Source organism: Pseudoxanthomonas broegbernensis (assembly GCF_014202435.1).
GTDB lineage: Bacteria > Pseudomonadota > Gammaproteobacteria > Xanthomonadales > Xanthomonadaceae > Pseudoxanthomonas > Pseudoxanthomonas broegbernensis.
In genome coordinates this window covers 128833-147021 of sequence record NZ_JACHGU010000003.1, presented here as the reverse complement: position 1 = coordinate 147021, position 18189 = coordinate 128833, and the positions used below count along the sequence as shown (strand labels likewise).

Below are 18189 nucleotides of genomic sequence, written 5' to 3'. Positions count from 1 at the left end.
CGGGCCTCACTGCAGCAACGCGAAGCTGCGCGCCGGCGGATTGCCGCCGCGGCACTTGCGGATGCGGACCTGTCGATCGTGGCCGAGTTCCAGCCGCAGCGCGGCGGGTGAGGCCTGTTCGGCATGGCGGCGGTCGCGCAGGGCGAAGCCGAGCGCCTGTCCGGTGTCGGCCGCGACCTGCAACCGGCGCAGGGCGTGGTGGTCGGCCTTGCGCGGCCAGCCGACCACGGCCGTGCAGCTGCCCGAGCGCAGGCACTGCTCGTAGGCCCACAGCGCCTGCTTGGGTTCGGCCTCGATGATGTCCAGGTAAGGGAGGCGCACGCCGCCTGCGCGCCACGCCGGCGCATAGGGGATGTAGGGTGGGGCGACCAGCACCACGCGCTGGCCGGCCTGGGTCAGCCGCGCGAACGTCGGCAGCAGCAGCGCGAGTTCGCCGAGGCCGTCGGCCGGCAGCAGCAGTTCGGTCAGCGCGCCTTTCGGCCAACCGCCCAGCGGCAACGCCTCGTCGAGCGCCGTGAAGCCGGTCGCAACGCCCTGGTCGAGCGGCCGGGCGCTGCGCCCGTGCCACACGCGCTGGGCGGCGACCAGCTCGTGCAGGGTGACGACCTGTCCCATCAGGCCCGCCTCAGCAGTCCGCAGTAGATCCCCTCGATCGCGAAGTCCTCGGTCGGATCGGGATCGATTGGCGCGTGGTGGGGGTTGCGCGGCAGCAGGCGCAGCGTGCGGCCACGCTTGTGCAGGCGCTTGATGGTGATGCCGGCATCGCCCAGGCGGGCGATCACGATCTGGCCGTGCTCGGCGTCGGGCGTGGCCTTGCCGGCAACCAGGTCGCCGTCGAGGATGCCGTCGTCGATCATCGAGTCGCCCTCGACCCGCAGCAGGAAGTCGGGGCTGGGCCGGAACATCCAGCGGTCGACGGCGACGGTGCGCTCGACCGAGCCGTCGGACAGGATCGGCTCGCCGGCGGCGACCCGGCCGACCAGCGGCAGTTCCAGGGTGTCCGGGCGACGCCGGGCGCCCGCCAGCTGGATGGTGCGAGCCTTGTGTGGGGCCATCTCGATGGCGCCGGCGGCGATCAGGGCTTCCAGGTGCTTACTGGCCGCCCGCGGGCTGGCCCAGCCGAAGGCCTGCATCAGCTCGTGGATGGTCGGGGGCAGGCCGGTGGTGTCGATCTGCTGGCGCAGGTAGTCGAGGACCTGTTGCTGGCGGTCAGTGAGGGTCATGGGTATAAATATTTATACCTTTTGGGGTGGGACTGCCAGCCATAGCGAAGCCAGTCTTCGTCTCAGGGGTGGAGACCGCTGTGCGATCAACTGTTTGCGCCCAGGAGCTGCAGCCTGGCCGCGAGCCCGTTCAGGCGGCCGGAACCGCGGATTGCGCGAACCCCGCCCGTTCAAGAAATGAGGATGAGATTCCGGACCTGCTACCTCTACGTGCTGCCGTTGGCTTACGAGGACATCCTCAAGCTCGGGATCTCGCACGACCCGCTAGCGCGGGCGCAGGCGTTCTCGCGACGCTACTACGAGTTCTTCGATCTCTCGCGCAGCCTGCTGGTGGAGTTCGACTCGCGGCGCGAAGCGCAGGCGCGCGAAACCGAACTGCATCGAAAGCTGCGCGATTGGAACGCAGTCCAGCCCATCACGGTGCCAGGCGTAGCGGAGGGGAAGACCGAGTGGTACCGCGGCGCTTATGCCGCACTGCTCGCCGACATCTCGGATGACGCCGCATCGGGCTATACAGTCCACGCACCCGCCTTGGGCTGGTGGTGAGCGCGCTTGTCCGAAGAGCGCGAGATGCTGCACGAGTGGGCCAGCCTGTTGTGACCAAGACCAAGACCAAGACCAAGGCGACGGACGACGGACGACGGACGACGGGCGCGCATTGGTTGCCGATGCACTGGATGCCTATGCTGCCCTTGGCGTAGCGTTGGATGATGCGTTGCCGCAGGATTTCGGACTATTGCGCGCGTATCGCGATGTGACTGGGCCTGGCAGCCGGATTTGTTAGACGAACTTCAACCTAGCGGAGAGGCCACGGGCCATGCGTCGTCCAACCTTCTTTATCTCTTCCACGATCTACGACTTTCGCGATCTTCGTTCCGCCTTGAAGTTCTACCTCGAAGACCATGGTTGCAAGGTGCTCGCATCGGAATGCAACGACTTCGAGAAGCCTCTGGACAAGCACTCTTACGATGCATGCCTGGAAGCGTTGCGCTCGGCCGACTACTTCATCTTGCTCATCGGCACGAGGGTCGGCGGGTGGTACGACCAAACCAACCAGGTCTCGATCACGCAACGGGAGTACCGAGAGGCGTACCAGATGCATCAGGCCGGCAAGCTAAAACTGCTCAACTTCGTCCGGTCCGAGGTGTGGCAGGCCAAGGAGGACAGGCGCGAGCTCGCCAAGTACCTGGAGACCATCGATCTTGAGCCGTCGACCCGGAAGGACATTGCGAACTACAGCGGAAAGACCGCTGCCAATGCCGAATTCCTGAGCAAGTTCATCGAGGAAGTCAGCCGGAACGAGGAAACCAAGCGGGCGGTCCGAGGCCAAGGCGCCGCCCCGTCGGGCAACTGGATTCACGTATTCCATGGGTTCAGGGACATCGTCGACGTCCTGAATGGCCATGTCTTCGCATCGATTCCGGTCGAGGACATGACCGCGCGCAGGCTGCTTCGTGGGGAACTCCGCGAGTTCTTGAGTCAAGGTCTGGTCAAGTCCAGGGGCGAAGTATTCTCGCCGAAGTTTCATATCGAGCTCTTCCACAAAGAACATCCGATCACCATGGCAACGAAAGGGAATGAGTTCACGAGCGTCGGTGCACGGAGGTGGGACATACTTTCCAGTTACGGCATACATCTACTGGACCGGAAGTTTCATCCGGTCGTGCTTCCGCAGGTGCTGTCCCGCCCGACGTTCCTTGAATTTGATCTTGGGTCCAACTCGTACGTGGAAACGCCAGTGCACAATGCACTGGTCCGGCTTCAGAAGGAGATCCGCAGATTCAATCGGTCGAGCACCGTGGACAATCTGGATGTTATTTTCGAGTACGGTCCCAAGCGGCGTCCGCCTGGAACGACTGTGGTCCATATCGAGACTATCAAGCTCGCCACTCTGCTTCACCTGTTCGACAGGTGGTCGAACATCGTCGATCTGTCGGCGGCCATCCTTCGGTACCTCGACGGGGCGCCATTTGTGCTTCCCGATCTCAGGTTGGATTCTCCCGTCCAAGGAATGCAGGAGCAGCTTGATGCGGAACGTCCCACGGAAAGCGACATCAGTGCATTCGTGGCGAATCCTGGGTAACAACCAGCCTGCTTGCAGGGAACTGCCGCGGGTTTTTGCTGAAGCAGATGGATGAAAGCGGCGCAATGAATGGAATGGAACGTATCCCCATGACGCAGCTTCCCGGTGCACTGCATGACGAGGCGATCGGGAGAATCGCCGGATTCAGCGTCGGGATTACTGGGATCGACATACGCGACAACAAGGAAGTGGCGTACCAGTCCGGTTCCGGAACGCTAGTCAATCTCGATGGCGCCTTGTGCATCGTCACCGCAGATCACGTCATTGAGGACATCATGCGACGCGATCGCATCGGCTTGCTCACCGACTGGCACGGTGGTCTCAGGCGGTGTGTTTTCGACAGGAACCACCTCAGATTCGTTAGGTTGGGACGTGGGGATGTCGTGGCTGATGGGCCTGATCTCGGCGCGATTCTTCTGCCAGACAGTGGCGAGGCGATCGCGTCCCTCAAGTCGCACAAGGTGTTCTACGACCTGGGCCAACGTGTTGCCCGCTTTTCCACAGGATATCTGCCGCTCGAGGAAGGCGTCTGGATGCCATGCGGGGTTCTCGGCGAAGGTTCGCACGCATTGCCATCGACAGGAGGCTTCGACACCGTTACCGGACATTGGGGGATGGTAGGTATCGCTCCTGCCCCCGATGAAACGCTTCGTGACGGATTCGATTACCTCGAACTGCGCGGGCGCCCCGGTGTTGATCCCGATATGCCGGGCACCTTCGGCGGCGCCAGCGGAGGCGGCCTGTGGCAGGCGCGGATTGCAAGGCGTGCGGATGGATCGCTGGCGCTGCAGGAAGTCATCTTGTCAGGCGTCATCTTTTACGAAACCGCTGTCAAGGACGGCGTTCGCGGACTTCGCTGCCACGGCCGGGCTTCCGTCCACGAACGCCTCGTCTCTGCAATTCGGCACTGCCTGTCCGGCGGTCCCGATTGACCAGGGACCCTAGTCCTTCTTCTGGGCCCCGTCTTCGCTGGCTGGATCCTTGTCGGGCGGCGGAGGCGGCTGATTGCCCCATCCGGGCTTCAATCTCATGGCCCTGATTTCGGCCAGCGAGATTCCCGGGGAGTCGATGTTGCCCAGACCAATGGCGCGCCAGCCTACCTGTTGAATCGGACCCTTGTCCCTGGCAACGCGGAGCAACCAGGACCGGAATGCCTCTGCGCTCTCCGACGTTGGAAACACCAAAGGCTCGTACTGGGGTCTGGCCTCCGGCGCCTCGATGACCACGGGCCGGCACACGTTTCCCTTGGCCGAGGATGCGCACGATTCGAGCGAGAAGAGCTGTACCTTAAGCTCGTTCGCCGGAACAAGCACAATGGTCTTCTCGGCGGTGGTGTGCGGCTTGTAGAAGACGGTATCGTCGCCCTCCATCACGGTGCTATCGCCCTCGAAGACGAGCCGCAGGTCGGCCTTGCTGGAGAGGGTTGCAGCCACATCCTTGGCTTGGGCCGGGAACAATGCGGCGCAGCGCTCCGTTTTGGCTGCGGCCGGATCGCTCATCGCTTGCGAGGTGTCGACCAGGTAAGCGATTCGGGTATCCGGTTGAGCTTGCAGCTTCAGCGTCACCGTTGCCGAGGCCGCTCCGAACAAGTTGAGGTTGGGCCCGCCCTCTTGGATGACCGTTGCCGTCCCGGCATCGAGCACGCCTGACAACGCCAGCCGTCTGGATGCGTACGCCACGGATTCGGTGAGCTGATCGGTCGTTTCGGCGCCAAGCTTGAGCAGGTTGACATCCGAGCCGGCGGAGGCAGGAAGATTCCGGGTGCCGGTTTCGTCCCGGCCGATGCTGAGTTTGTCGGTCTGGACGAAGGTGGCCGAGCCGAAGTTGAAGTTCGCGTAGACGGCGTCGAACTTGTCCCAGGATTCGAACGAGGCGCTGGCCGGGTCGTTCAATGCAATGGTTGTTTCGATCCTGTCGATGCGGTCGGCGACTTTGTCCAGGTTGCCCTTGACCGCCAGCACGAGGCGTCTGGAATGGGTCAGGCGGTTGGCCCAACCGCATGCCGGGGCGCCATCGCGCGTCCCGGAAAGAGCGGAAATCAGCTGGGCGGGAGCCAGCTTGCCCGAGCCGTCAGCGACGGAGGCAACCAACTGCGCCTGTCCCCGGTCCGACAGGCGGGTGATCAGGGGTGGTTGCGCCGCTTCCCGTGCGGGAAGGCTGAACACCGATACGTCGATGCTGCTGCCGGCATCCTTGGCCTTCGTCTTCTGTTCTTCACTGGCGGTTGCCTTGTAGTGCCGCAGCAACTGCGGCTTCGCGCCGCAGGCCGCCAGTGAGATTATGACTACCACAACGATGGGTCTGGCGATCATCTACCGGGCCTCCAGCAGGTACACCCACATCACGTAGCTGTTGTTGTTCGGCAACTCGACGCGGCGCTTGGTACCCGCCACCACGATGGCCTCGTAGTCGCCCTTGCTGATAGGGATAGGAGCGGTACCCACGTACTCGATGCCGTCGAGATCCTCGGCCTGGTCAGCGATCTCATAGGCTTGGTAGTAATTTGTGTCGCTATCGACCGACCGGCGCAGTACGTACTTCCCCGTATAGTCCAACGGCATGTCCCTTTCCCCATGTGCCGATTTCCCCTCCCAACGATGATAGAGCAATCACGAGGACACCGATGGTCGGCCAGTCATGCCGGGGGATTGCATGGTGGGACGGTCCCGGCCGACTGCGGCGGTGTGCTGGATCGGTCGCATGCACCCCTGCTTGGCGGCCGACGCAATCGTGCGAATCTAGTCGTTGATCTCGGATGTCTCGATGATCAGCGTGGAGACTCCTCCTTCTCCTGCCTGACCAGGTGATCGGGGCAAGTCGTCGATCCTGTCGCCGCCGTTGTCAGCCAAGGGGGCGGCTGCGAAGAAGCGACGCGAGAATGACCGAACGTGGGCCTGCGGAGGCACGCGGGCGGGAAGTGTTCCCGACGCCATGAACATGAGTCCGGCCGCGGCCGTTGGCCCGGCCGCGAGCCGAGGCGTATCGCCACGACCGATGTTCGTTCGCTTGTAGGTGCGCTTGCCGGTGACGCGCAGGAGTTCCAGGATCATCCTTGACCATTGATCGCGGGGTCTGTCCTGCCGGAACGGGCGGCCCTCCTTCCCGAGCAGCATGTCGCCGAGCAGCTTCGCCAGGGAACTGGCGGCGGAGAGCTGGCGGTTGGCCACGCTGGCCGCCCACGGGCACTGGTCGGCCCATGTGATCTGCTCGGGGTAGGCGCTGCCTTGAAGAATCAGCGCGTATCGGGAGCCTTTTCCTTTCTCGTTGAGATCCCTATCACCAGAGGCGAGGCCGCCGGTAACAAACCGGAATGGGGGCCATTTCGAATAGAGTTCCAACTGCTTGTCGTCCGATGCGAGCGCTAGCGTTCCATCCGTTGACATCTTCGCTTGCAGCAGGATTGCGCGCGCTGTGCTGCGGTTCCTGGATGCGTGTCGATGGACGATCAGCAGGTCAGCCAGTTCCACCTGGCTGCTCGAGTTGCCGAACGCGACCTGGGGATGCCCGTGGCAAAAGACGCCCGCGACGTGAATCGCGATCCGTCTGGGTTCCAGCAATTTGGACCATCGTTCGGCGAGGTGCAGCAAGCCATCAGTCACCAGCGTTGCAACATAGTCCTCTTCTCGTGCCGCCACCTTGGCCAGTCGGTTGGCCAGATGATGCGAGTACCAAATCGCTGCGTTGGCGCCTGAGTAAAGGCTGGCCTTTTCGTATGAGTCCAGGAGGCTGGAGATCGACATGGTCCTAGATTCGTTCCTTCTGTATGTGGTCTAGTTTTGTCAGCATACGCTCGATCGAGCATCGCAGACCTCCGAAGACGCCCCGGCGCAGCTTGACGACTTGCTCAAGGTCGCGACCAGTTTCCGTTGCTGAGCGGCGTCCGTGTTAGGCGCAAAGGTCGGGCTGCCGGGACGCAGACAGATTGCCGCAGGGGTAGGACTAGAGCAGTCGGCGGGAACCGTGGTGACTTGTAGGGATTCCCCGATGCATCCAACTGTCACCGTCGGCCCCATACCCACACATGACCATTCGGCGCTAATTTCCATCCTTCCGAGTCGGTCGAGCCTACGCGATCCGCTTGCCGTGGCGATGCTGGTCAGTAACTGTCCATTCTTACGGTACTACGGCGATCTTGCTATCGGGGGTGCCGACAGCAAGATCGCAGAACCTTAGTGGGTAGATTAGATCAATGAAATAAATCTGAAATCTATAATACTCTCTTGAAGCCAGTGTTACTGACTTCGCGTCCGGGCGCTGCGCCGTTAGCGTCTTTGCGAGAGCCCTTGAAGATGAAAAGCAAGGTCGAGCTGATCTATTGCGTGATGGTTGTGGCCACGGCGATCCTGGCCGGCGTCATGAAATGCACGGCGAGCACGACCTGCGGCAGATGCGGTGAATTGGTCGATCCGTTTGACTGATCCACCAATACCCTTGGTACCTCACACAAGGCCCGGCACCATCCGGGCCTTGTGCGTTATGTCGTCTACAACGAGGAAACGGCAATGCATTTAGTGGAGATGATGGCCTATACCGGTGAGAGGCCTTGGCATGGTATGGGTAACCAACTGGCGCCGCGGCAGTCGATTGATGTCTGGAAAAGGCAAGCTGGCATGGACTGGAAAATCGAGGAGGCGGAAGTCCGTTATGTGGCCGGCAACAATGCCATCGGTGCCATTCACGCCTTCCCGGAACAGAAGGTGCTGTACCGCTCCGACACCCGCATGCCGCTGTCGGTGGTATCTAAGCGCTTCCAGGTCGTGCAGCCGGGCCAGATCCTGGAGTTCTACCGGGACCTGACCGCCAGCAATGGCTTCGAGCTGGAAACCGCCGGCGTGTTGCGCCAGGGTCGCAAGTTCTGGGCGCTGGCCCGGACCGGACAGAGCACCACGCTCAAGGGCCGGGACAAGGTGGACGGCTACCTGCTGCTGGCCACCGCCTGTGACGGCACGCTGGCCACCACCGCGCAATTCACCTCGGTCCGGGTGGTCTGCAACAACACCCTGTCCATCGCATTGGGCAACGCCACCGGGGCGATCAAGGTGCCGCACCGCAGCCAGTTCGACCCGGATGTGGTGAAGCGGCAGCTGGGTATCACAGTGTCGTCCTGGGATGGGTTCGTGGCCCGGATGAAGGCGCTGGTGGAACGGCCGGTGGATCCGGATTCGGTGGAAGGGCTGCTGCGCCGGGTGCTCACCTACGCCGCACCGGACGGCAAGGCCATGGTGGTCAACGAGCAGGCCATGGCCAACGTGCGCTCGCTGTACGAGGGCAGTGGACGGGGTGCTCTGATGGCCTCCAGCCGTGGTACGGCGTGGGGCCTGCTCAACAGCGTGACCGAGTTCGTCGACCACCATCGCCGCGCACGCAGCGACGATCATCGCCGGGATGCAGCTTGGTTCGGGGCCGGTGCCCAGATCAAGCAGCGGGCCTGGGATGAAGTGATGAAGCTGGTGGCCTGATGCAGGCCCGGTCACGTGTACGTGCGCCGACCGCCGTCCGGGTGGTCTCCTCAATCGAGGCCCGGGCGCGGGAGGACCGGGCTATTGCCCGGGCGCTGCGGCTGCTGGAGCGGAGGATCCTGGGCCAAGGGGCTTGCCTGGGTGATGTGGCCACCTGCAGCGCCTTTTTCCGCATGCGGTTGGGAGGTGAGGGGCGGGAGCACTTCGAGGTCGCCTTCCTCGATACCCGGCATCGTCTGCTCGCGGTGGAGCGGCTGTTCTCCGGTTCCATCGATGGGGCCGAGGTGCATCCGCGCATCGTGGTCCAGCGGGCGTTGGCGTTGAACGCTGCTGCGGTCCTGCTGGCCCACAACCATCCCAGCGGCCACGCCGAGCCCTCCGAGGCCGATCGTGTCCTGACGACCCGGCTGAAGGCGGCCTTGGGGCTGGTGGATATCCGGTTGCTGGATCACTTCGTGGTGACGGCGGGGGATGCGATCTCGATGGCGGCCCGGGGACTGATATAGGACTGCAATCCGGGTACGGCATAGCGCCCGGCCTGCGGGCCGGGCACTTCTTGGGACAGAACGATGGTGAAGGTGGCCCATACGCTCGATCTGGCCTACGTGGCCATCGGAGCCAGGCAAGCGCTGGTCGACTATGGCGACATCGATAGCTCCCGCTTCGAGGGCGAGCTGGGATTCATCCAGGCATGCATCGATCCGGTCGAGTGCCTGGATCAGGCCTGGCAGGCAAAGGAGGGGCAGTTCCCGGGCATGTGGTGCTACGAGGTGGCCGAGCCGTTCGGATACGCCTACGGCACCCATCTGCTGCGGGGTGGTGAGTTGGCGGAGGCGGGGCGAACCTGCGTGGCATTGTGGATGCCGCGATTGAGCGGGGCTGACCTGCCGTCAGTCCTTGTCGGCCAAATCCTTCAGTGCCTTGGTCTGGTCCCGCTTGGGCAGCTGCAGCAGCTGGGCCAGCTTGGGCAACAGGGCTGGATCCTGAAGCAGCGCCGGGATCAATGCGGCCAGGACATCGCGCTGGCCTTCATCGGCCTGGGCCAGCGCCAGGATGGCATCGGCCATGGCGGCATCGTCGGCCAGCAGGTAGGCCACGGGCACGTCTAGCAGTTGGGCCAGCAGGCCCAGGTTGTCGAAGCCGATCGCCGTGACCTGGTGCTCGTAGCGGTTGATCCGCGACGAGCCCTTGTCCTTACCCAGGCCCATGCGATCGCCCAGTGCACGTTGGCTCAGGCCACGCAGCTGCCGCGCCTGGATCAGGCGAGCGGCGAACAGGGAGCGGGGCGAGGAATCGGGCACCGGGCGCAGGTGGGGTGGGTACGCCCCGGATCATGACGAAGCCTCTATTGGTGTGGCAGACTCTATTTTTGAGATAGAGGTCTGGATCGTGTCAAGCAGAGAGCCCGCCTGGCTGTAGCTGGGTGGGCGATGAGAAACAGGGGGAAGAAAGTCAGCATGGATCCTTACGACATTCTGGGCGTCCGTCCGAACGCTGGGCGCGATGAGATCGAACTGGCCTACAAGGGCCGACGCAGTCAGTACCACCCGGACCGCTACGCCCAATCCGACGCCGAAACCCAGGCGTGGGCGACGGGGAAGATGCAGGAGGTTAACCAAGCCTACCGGGTGCTCAACGAGCCGCAGACGCGGGCGGAGTTCGACCAGCGCGCGGCTTCAGCGCGTTCCGGGAGTCGGTCGCCTCCGGTGCCCGAGCCACAGACCTCCGCCGAGGTCGGTATTCCGGATGTGGCGTCCATTCTGTTGAAGCCGGAGTGGGAGTGGTTCCACGACAACATGTATGCGCGGCCCAAGATCCCACGCAAGAAGCTGGAAGGGGCTATTTCCTCTTATGCGCCGACTGTCTCGCCGCGTGATGTGCTTGTCCTTCTGGACGACACCGTATTCGGAGGGGCCAAAGAGGGCCTGCTGGTCACCGGTGATGCGATCTACTGCAAGCAGAAGTTCGAAGCACCGCGTCGGATCCTGTTCCGGGACATCCGGTTGGTGGAGCCGGGATCGCACAGCCGGGTGATGATCAACGGTGAGGAGTTCTTCAAGGCCGACGTGGTCGAACACCTGGCGATGCTGACCTTTTCCGCACGCCTGGCTAACGCGCTCAGCTCGTCACCGTCGTCGTCACCCACGGGTCGCGCCTCAGGCGAGGCGAATAGCCCATATGCCGGTTCGAGCGCAGAACGTCTATTGACCATCCATCGTCAAGCCTTAGGGGCGTTGCGGTCTGGGCTTGAGGATGGAGCGCTTCTCATTGATACGCTGATCGATCGCCAGATGCTCTGCGTTGCCGAGCATTCTTCTGAATTGAAGGCTGCACTTGAGGCTTTCCAGAAACAGAGGCGCGGACCAATTGATGCGTATGTCGTCGAGCTTTCATTGGCCATCTTGCTGATGTTGCACTACTACGGACTCTCCGGGCTTCCCCGGTCATTCAAGGAACTATTCGGGGAGGACTTCTCAGATCTACATGAGTTCAGCAATGCCTACAAGGGAGAGTTCCAAAAGGCTTTCTCCCGAGTATTCGGAAGAGGGCTTGAGACGGAAGAAGATATCCGAATGACGTCCCTCATGTTCTTTCATCGGGACGGAGAGGCGGATGGGATCGATCTGAAGAAGCCGCGCAGGGATGTCTTGTTTCACATCATGTCAAGTATGGGGTTGTCGGAGGTAAGTTGTCAGAAGCTTATCCGACAGTGTGAAGGCCACACCGGGGCGTGGCTCGAAGCTTTTATTGAGGGTGACAAAGGCCCTGAGAACTGGTCCAAGCATGACCGTGCGCAGGGACGTCGGTCTTCGCGCTCTGAGTCACCGCCTCCACAATCGCCGCCGCCGCGGCAGACGACTCTCCGGGAGGCGCTGAAGGGAATGAGATTCAATGCAGAACCTCTAGAGCGGGTGTTCGTAACCCCGAACATTCCGCTGAAGAAACTCAATGGCGCTTTGGGCAGCTATGGCTACGGGCTACACCCGAAAGAGGTCATCGCGCTGATTGACAACACCCTGTTCGGCGGGGCAGCCGACGGCGTGCTGATTACCGAATCGGAGATCCGGACCAAGGCACCTTTCGAGCCATCCGATGCGCGACTTTGGATGGATGTGTCCGAGATCGCCGCCGAAGGAAAGTACGTCTACATCGAAGGCCGTCGCTTCGCCGAACTGAACATGCCCGATCAGCGCGATCTCAGGCAGCTGTTCGGGGTCGTGAACCGGCATCTGCAGGACAGAAATTGATCAAAAGCCAATAGGGGGACGAATGAAGGCATTCTTCAAGATCTACGGCGTTACTGTAGTGATTGCGTTGATCTATTTCGAGATCTTCAGCAGGCATTCCCACGATGGATTCTTTGCCAACCTGGGTAGTGCCGTGGTGTGGCCGGCCGTCATGTTCCCGGCGCTCGGCCGCCTGATAGGTGGCGTTTTGATGCTCGTGGTGGTTACAGCAATCTTGCTGCATGGTCGGAGAAGGTGAATGAACGGAAGCAACGTGAAATTTTCTGCTGTAGCAGTGTTGATTCTACTTCTTTCGGGTTGTTGGAGTGGTCCAGAGGACAAGGTATACGAAGCCTTCAAATGCGCTAAGGCAGCGACACTTCTAGAGCAACCAAGGGAGGGTGACATTGCCATGCAGAAGGTCATTCCCTATATGAAGCAGATGGAAGCCGAAGGCGGAAGCCTTGCTCGCCGTGCGATGCTGATGAGTGAAAGGTTCCAAGACGATGTTCCACTGTATCGGATGACGACGGAGAGCCAGGTGGCTGTTCTTTCCCGCATCTATCATTCGGGCAAGTGCCAATCGTTCTATAAGGTCGAAGAGGTGCCGGTCTCCGCCAAGGCCAGCCCCGCCGATCTGTCCGGATGCGAAGTTCCGCTAGGGATGACGTTGGACGAGTCCAAGCAGTCCGAATGTTCCAAGATTGAAACTGTTGTCAATTCGTCCGAGTCGGCCGCCTCCGCCGAGCCGAAGCCGGTACAGGTAGCTACACCCGATGATGCGGTCATCGAGAGTGCCATTGCGGTCACGGCCAGTACCGTGATGGGCGATGAGTTCAAGGATGCCCGCCAAGTAGTGGCAGGAGACATCAACGGCGACAAGGTTGACGACTCGGCCGTCCTGTTCTCGGTCGAGATACCTTCGGAGAACATCTCGACACAGTACCTGGCCGTGTTCCTACGACAAGCCGATGGATTGCTGAAGTTTGCCAACGCCTTGCCGGTGGGTGGGACTGGGAACTCGACCAGCGACTTCATCATCGAGAATGAGACGATCAAACTGACGTCCCTGACACTCGGTCCGGATGATTCCGACTGCTGCCCCACGCTGAAACAGAAGACCCAGTACCTGCTGCACAACGGCAAGCTCAAGCCCGTCAACTGAGTCGGGGTGCTGCAGCCTTATTCTTAGCTAATGGCACCTTCAGCGTTCAGACTCCAACACCAAGGCCGCCTCGTGCGGCCTTTCTTCTTTCAGGAACTTCCTATGGCCCCGATCTGTGTTGTAGTCCAGGCCGGCAGCGGCGCGGACGGTGGTAGTGGTCAGTGGATCGAGGTGGATGACGCGGACGCGGTGCGCTGTGCGGTTGCCAAGGGGTGTCCAGCACTGGGGCAGGAAGATGCCCATACCTGGTCTGTGCTGGCCTACGACGGCCTGCCCGACTTTGGTCCGCGGCCGGACTTAGATGAACTGCTGGCCTGGCTGGACGCCGTGGGTGAATACGGCCTGCCGTTCCAGGCGCTCTGGGCCTCCGGCTCCTTCGGCTGCGTGTTGCAGGCGACCGGGGCGTTCGTCGACAGCTATCAGGGCATCTATTGGATGAGGTCGCGCGGGAGGGGATCGCGAAGGGGGCGTTCGAGGAGTTCTATCCAGAGGGTGGGGCGGCGGTGGATACCGACGTCGCGCAGCCAGTCTCGCCGACGAACCTGCGGGGCAAGCTGGAAGGCAAGGTTTCCTGCATGGCGACCGGGTAGGACGGCGCCATGGCGACAGCGGGAAGGGACCCAGATCCAAAGGGATGGTGCCAGAGGGAGGGGAAACGTTGAAGGTGATTGGCGTTTTCGTGGTGTACGAGTACGCCCTGTTCGGACTTGACGTGTATCTGCACTGCGTGCGTGTCTAGCGAAATGAAAAGCAAGCGCCATAGTTGAGTCTGCCGGTCCGCCTTCGGGCGGGCTGGCGGGAGTGATCGAATTCATCTATTTTTTGCGGGCGACGGCGCGTTCTACCCGGGTTCACCCTAACTTTCCGGACACCTGCGAGAAGGCCGATCCAGGCTATGGCGAGTATCGCCGCTTTGGCCAGTGGCTATCGCTGATTGCGAGCATGGGTTTAGGCAGGCTTATCGGGGGTAGGGAGGGCGGCTTCCGACCCGAGGAGGATAAGAAATTTCTCGCACTCGATGGCGAGCCATCCCGGCAGATGCCGCGGGTAGACAGTGGGAATCTGGTATCGGTCCGGAAGACCGTCGCCGTGATCACCGCCCCTCAGCCTGAGAAAGCGATCTGCCCTCGAGCAAGGCCAGGCTTCGCGGGCATCCCTTGCTTCCGACCTTCGGAAAAGTCGGGCACACTGACGCCGACTGCAGGGGGGGGCAGCACCATGGATGAACTTGGGATTGATTTCGTGGACGCCGTGCCGTGGTTCGCACACGCGCAGGACCAGCCATACGTCCTAATCCATGTCAGCCCGGCGAGTGCCGCGCAACTGGCGGAAAGCATCGGCGTGCCACTCAGGCGTTGCTACATCACCGACGCCGATCTCGATGCCGCCGCGCAGCGACCAGGCGTGACGCGTGCCGAGATCGTCCATTCGAAGCTTCCCGACGCCGGGGCGACCATGTCCGGCGATTTCGGCGAGGTGCTCGGCTATTTCTATCAGGCGGCCCGCGAACTGCCGGCCACCGCCATCGGTCCGAAGAAGTGGCGCCTGAAGCAGGACCGGACCAAGCCGGCGCCCAAGTCGGACGTGGTGCATTTCGTGATGCCGAACCGTCCGCATCCCAGTGAGGCGGACGCGATCCTGTGTGCCGAGGTCAAGGCCAAGGCCACCGCCGGCACGTCCACCCCGATCGCGGATGCCATTGCCGACTGCAAGAAGGATCGAACCAGCCGCCTGGCCAGCACGTTGGTGTGGTTGCGCGAGCGGGCCCTGACCACGGACCTCGGGGATGTCGACCTGCCGCTGCTGGATCGATTCATCCAAGCCGTGGACAGCCCGCCGGTCGCCAAGCGTTTTCGCGCGGTGGCTGTCATCTGCAACGCGCTGTTGACCAACGAGCTGGTCGCGGCGCCGAGCGTGGCCGATCCGGAGTTCACCCTCGTCGTGATCGGCGTGCCAAACCTGCATCAGACGTACACGGCGGCATTCGCTGCCGCGCAGGCCTCGGCTTAGTCATGCGCCCGTCCCTGCAGCGGTGGATCAACAATGCCGATACCGCCCGGCACCTGCGTCACTTCCAGTTCGCGCAACTGCCAATCGAGCTTGGGGCCATCGACCATCGCCTCGACGATTACTACATATCCCTGGTCGGGGAGCTGTTCGCCAACCTGCACCAACCCCAGGTCGTTCCCGCGGACTGGGCGCAGCTGGGTAACGCGTTCTTGCAGTTCTCAGTTGAGATGACCGAGGACCAATTGGGTGATCGGGGAATTTCCCGCGAGGACGCAACGTTGTTCGCCGCGGCGGCGTTCTATTTCGGCGATTTCCCCGCATCGGCGTGCTTGGTGATGCGGCGTTCTGCACGGCCGGCCAACCCGGCCAGCCTGCGCGCTGCCTGCTATGACTTTCTGGCGCGACCTGGGACGTTGCAGTCCGATTTTTCGCGTGCGGTCCAGGACGAGCTCAAAGCTGGCGACCTAGATCGCATTGCGTTGCGGGGCGCGGCACTGCGGGAGCGAGAGGCCCGCGCCTTGGAAGAGGGCCCCGAGATTTGGATCGTGGCGCGGCTGCTGCGCGGCCTGCTCGAGCGTTTCCAGCAGACCAACTTGCGTGCGGTCCTGCCTCAGGGCGCCAGCCCGTTCTGGACGCCGCTGGTGCGTTCGCTGGTCGACCGACAGCCCTCGAGCTGGGAGTTCTTTCCCTCGCAGATCCAGGCCATTCACGGCGGGTTGCTGACCAACGCGAACAGCTACGCGATGCAAATGCCAACCGGCGCCGGCAAGACGACGCTGTGCGAGACCCTGCTCTACTGGCACCTGAGCGCCCATCCCAATGATGTCGCTGTGCTGCTCGTGCCATTCCGCTCCCTCGCCTCGGAACTGAAAGGAACCCTCGTCACCCGCTTGAACGCGATGGGCTTGCCTGCGCGTTGCGCGTACGGTGGCACGGTGCCCTCGGGCGACGAAGTCCACGGCCTGGACCAGATCCGGGCAATGGTGGCGACGCCCGAGTCGCTGTCGGGAATCCTCAGCGCCGAGCCGGCCTTCGCCCAGCGCATTTCATTGGTGATCTGCGACGAGGGCCACTTGTTGGACAGCGATGCGCGGGGCATCGGCCTCGAGTTGCTGCTGGCGCGCATGAAGTCACGTGCCGGGGCCGCACCGCGCTTCGTCTTCGTATCCGCCATCGTGCCCAACATTGAGGAGATCAATGCGTGGCTCGGCGGCACCGACCAGACGGTCATTCGTAGCGCCTATCGCCCTGCGACCGCCGAGTTCGCCGTGCTTCAGCCGCTGGGCACCGGCGCGGCCGCGACCATTCGCTTGGCCATGCACCCGCACGAAGCGCCCGAGCGGCGTTTCACCCTCGATCGCTTCCTGGATCGCAACAGCTTCACCTTCGCCAATCCACTTACGCGGCGCCAGAACACCTACGGCTTCGCCTCTGTCAAGACTCAGGCTGTCGCCGCCGCCCGAAAGCTCCTGCCGATGGGGACCACCGCGATCTTCGCCGCCAACAAGCGAGGCGACCAGGGAGCCGAGGGCCTCGCGAGAGAACTCGTCAACCAGTTGGCGCAACCGCTGCCGTTGCCAGCGCCTATGAACTACGCGCAACCCGGGGCCTTGCCACCGTGCATCGCCTACATAGAGGCCGAGTACGGGGCCGCGTGGATCGGCTCGCAAGCCGTGCGCCATGGTGCAGTGCTTCATCACGGCGACATTCCGCAAGAGACACGCGAAGTCCTGGAGGCGTTGATCCGGGACAACGCGGTTCGTCTGGTGATCTGCACAAGCACGCTGGCCGAGGGCGTCAACCTACCCATCCGGAGCCTAGTCCTATACTCGGTGCAGCGTCGCAGACCCGGTAGGCAGCAGCCCGAAGCCATGCTCGCGCGGGACATCAAGAATCTGGTTGGCCGCGCCGGTCGCGCGGGCGTGAACACCAAGGGCTTGGTGATCTGTGCCAACCCCAGCCAATGGGGGCTGGTGCTGCCGGTCGCGGCGCAAGGCGCCGGTGAGTCGGTGCGCGGCTCATTGGTGAGCCTGGTTCGGCAATTGAGCAACTTCCTCGCACGACAGGGAATGGCGCTGAGCAACGAGTTCCTCGAGGGCGTCGGTGCCGTCTACCCCGTCGTGGACGGCGTCGACTCGACGTTGATCGACCTCATTTCCGAGGAGGTGGGAGAAGATCTGTTCGTCGCACGCGCTCGGGAACTCGCCGAGCAGACCTTTGCGGCTAGGCAGTTGGAACCCGCCCAGGCGGAGTTGCTGCGCGATGTCTTCGAGCTACGGGCTCGCCGGCTCATTGGCTTGCGACCTACCGGCCAGTTGGCATGGGTACGCGAGACGGGCGCTAAGGTGCGCATGCTCGCATCGGTATCGGCCGGGCTGTGGCCGGCTCGGCCGAATTGGCAGGATCCGGTCGATGTCCTGGATGATGGATTGCGCACGGTCATCCTAGAATGGGCCTGGACGCACGACGAACTGCAGCACGCGGTGCTGCAGGGGTTTCGTGTCGAGGCAGATCAGGCGGAAGTCGCGAAGCCGCGTTTCTTCGAGATCGTCCGACGCTGGATGTTGGGAGAGTCGTTCGTCGAGATCGGTCAACGACTGCAGATCGACATGGACGACTTGCTGGCCCTTCACACGCGAGCAATCACCTACACCCTGCAAACGCTGGTGGAGCAGGGCCTGAGCCTGCTGGCGCGCCGCCTGCAGGCCGATGGCTTGGAACTCGCGGCGGGCGTGTCGAACTTCACGCAACAGCTGCGCTTTGGTGCGCCGAATGTCGCTGCGCGATTGCTCGCGGAGTTGGGCGTGCGTCACCGTCGAGCCTACGTGGCGCTGGGCAACGCCATCTCTCAACGTGCGCCGCCGCCGGATCTCACGAATATCAAGGCCAACGCGCGCGACGGGCTTCGCCAGCATGAGGCCGAGTGGCGCGCCTATTTGGGCGACCTGATCTACGCCAACACGCTCAAGGATCTGGCCTGAGCCGAGTGATTCGGCTCAGGCCTTACGGGCACGAGTCGCTT

General features: G+C 62.6%; 17 protein-coding genes. 11 read left to right on the top strand and 6 right to left on the bottom strand.

Annotation, left to right across the window (positions count from 1 at the left end; all coding sequences use genetic code 11):
• Positions 1-6 precede the first annotated feature (6 nt).
• Both imuA and lexA read right to left on the bottom strand, forming a co-directional pair.
• A complete protein-coding gene (gene imuA, locus HNR76_RS07690; protein ID WP_162309531.1) occupies positions 7-615 on the bottom strand; it encodes a translesion DNA synthesis-associated protein ImuA in 609 nt (202 codons plus the stop codon).
• Positions 615-1223, bottom strand: a complete 609-nt coding sequence (gene lexA / locus HNR76_RS07685; RefSeq protein WP_162309530.1) for a transcriptional repressor LexA — start codon at positions 1221-1223, stop codon at positions 615-617. The genes imuA and lexA overlap by 1 nt, the downstream gene beginning before the upstream one ends.
• Before the next feature lie 183 nt (positions 1224-1406).
• Here lexA and HNR76_RS07680 point away from each other — a divergent pair, with 183 nt between their 5' ends.
• From HNR76_RS07680 to HNR76_RS07670, 3 genes are all read left to right on the top strand, one after another.
• Positions 1407-1769: a GIY-YIG nuclease family protein gene (locus tag HNR76_RS07680; RefSeq protein ID WP_162309529.1), complete on the top strand. Its 363-nt coding sequence runs from the start codon at positions 1407-1409 to the stop codon at positions 1767-1769.
• A 271-nt stretch (positions 1770-2040) separates the two neighbouring features.
• On the top strand, positions 2041-3306 hold the full coding sequence (locus tag HNR76_RS07675) for a DUF4062 domain-containing protein (protein ID WP_162309528.1): 1266 nt from the start codon (positions 2041-2043) through the stop codon (positions 3304-3306).
• Positions 3307-3395: 89 nt separating this feature from the next.
• Positions 3396-4238: a hypothetical protein gene (locus tag HNR76_RS07670; RefSeq protein WP_162309527.1), complete on the top strand. Its 843-nt coding sequence runs from the start codon at positions 3396-3398 to the stop codon at positions 4236-4238.
• Between the two features lie 9 nt (positions 4239-4247).
• On the opposite strand, the gene HNR76_RS07665 is transcribed toward HNR76_RS07670, so the two are convergent.
• The 3 genes from HNR76_RS07665 to HNR76_RS07660 form a co-directional block, all read right to left on the bottom strand.
• On the bottom strand, positions 4248-5618 hold the full coding sequence (locus HNR76_RS07665; protein WP_162309526.1) for a hypothetical protein: 1371 nt from the start codon (positions 5616-5618) through the stop codon (positions 4248-4250).
• On the bottom strand, positions 5619-5750 hold the full coding sequence (locus HNR76_RS15580) for a hypothetical protein (RefSeq protein WP_281383373.1): 132 nt from the start codon (positions 5748-5750) through the stop codon (positions 5619-5621).
• Positions 5751-6044: 294 nt separating this feature from the next.
• Positions 6045-7046: a hypothetical protein gene (locus HNR76_RS07660; RefSeq protein ID WP_162309525.1), complete on the bottom strand. Its 1002-nt coding sequence runs from the start codon at positions 7044-7046 to the stop codon at positions 6045-6047.
• A gap of 549 nt (positions 7047-7595) precedes the next feature.
• Here HNR76_RS07660 and HNR76_RS15575 point away from each other — a divergent pair.
• The 3 genes from HNR76_RS15575 (at position 7596) to HNR76_RS07650 (ending at position 9271) form a co-directional block, all read left to right on the top strand.
• Positions 7596-7724, top strand: a complete 129-nt coding sequence (locus HNR76_RS15575) for a hypothetical protein (protein ID WP_281383372.1) — start codon at positions 7596-7598, stop codon at positions 7722-7724.
• 84 nt (positions 7725-7808) lie between these two features.
• Positions 7809-8765, top strand: coding sequence for a DUF932 domain-containing protein (locus HNR76_RS07655; protein WP_162309524.1), 957 nt, complete (start codon positions 7809-7811; stop codon positions 8763-8765).
• Complete coding sequence (locus HNR76_RS07650; RefSeq protein ID WP_162309523.1) at positions 8765-9271, top strand: JAB domain-containing protein; 507 nt, start codon at positions 8765-8767, stop codon at positions 9269-9271. The genes HNR76_RS07655 and HNR76_RS07650 overlap by 1 nt, the downstream gene beginning before the upstream one ends.
• Positions 9272-9655: 384 nt before the next feature.
• On the opposite strand, the gene HNR76_RS07645 is transcribed toward HNR76_RS07650, so the two are convergent.
• The gene (locus HNR76_RS07645) at positions 9656-10066 is read right to left on the bottom strand and encodes a helix-turn-helix domain-containing protein (protein ID WP_162309522.1); all 411 of its coding nucleotides are present in this window, start codon (positions 10064-10066) and stop codon (positions 9656-9658) included.
• A gap of 156 nt (positions 10067-10222) precedes the next feature.
• On the opposite strand from HNR76_RS07645, the gene HNR76_RS07640 reads away from it, so the two are divergent.
• The 5 genes from HNR76_RS07640 to HNR76_RS07620 all read left to right on the top strand — a co-directional run bounded on the left by HNR76_RS07640 (position 10223) and on the right by HNR76_RS07620 (position 18148).
• Positions 10223-12013: a J domain-containing protein gene (locus tag HNR76_RS07640; RefSeq protein ID WP_162309521.1), complete on the top strand. Its 1791-nt coding sequence runs from the start codon at positions 10223-10225 to the stop codon at positions 12011-12013.
• 22 nt (positions 12014-12035) lie between these two features.
• Positions 12036-12251, top strand: coding sequence for a hypothetical protein (locus HNR76_RS07635; protein ID WP_162309520.1), 216 nt, complete (start codon positions 12036-12038; stop codon positions 12249-12251).
• The gene (locus HNR76_RS07630; protein WP_183982182.1) at positions 12252-13157 is read left to right on the top strand and encodes a hypothetical protein; all 906 of its coding nucleotides are present in this window, start codon (positions 12252-12254) and stop codon (positions 13155-13157) included.
• A gap of 801 nt (positions 13158-13958) precedes the next feature.
• A complete protein-coding gene (locus HNR76_RS07625; RefSeq protein WP_211373147.1) occupies positions 13959-15167 on the top strand; it encodes a Hachiman antiphage defense system protein HamA in 1209 nt (402 codons plus the stop codon).
• Between the two features lie 2 nt (positions 15168-15169).
• A complete protein-coding gene (locus HNR76_RS07620; protein WP_162309519.1) occupies positions 15170-18148 on the top strand; it encodes a DEAD/DEAH box helicase in 2979 nt (992 codons plus the stop codon).
• Positions 18149-18189: the final 41 nt, after the last annotated feature.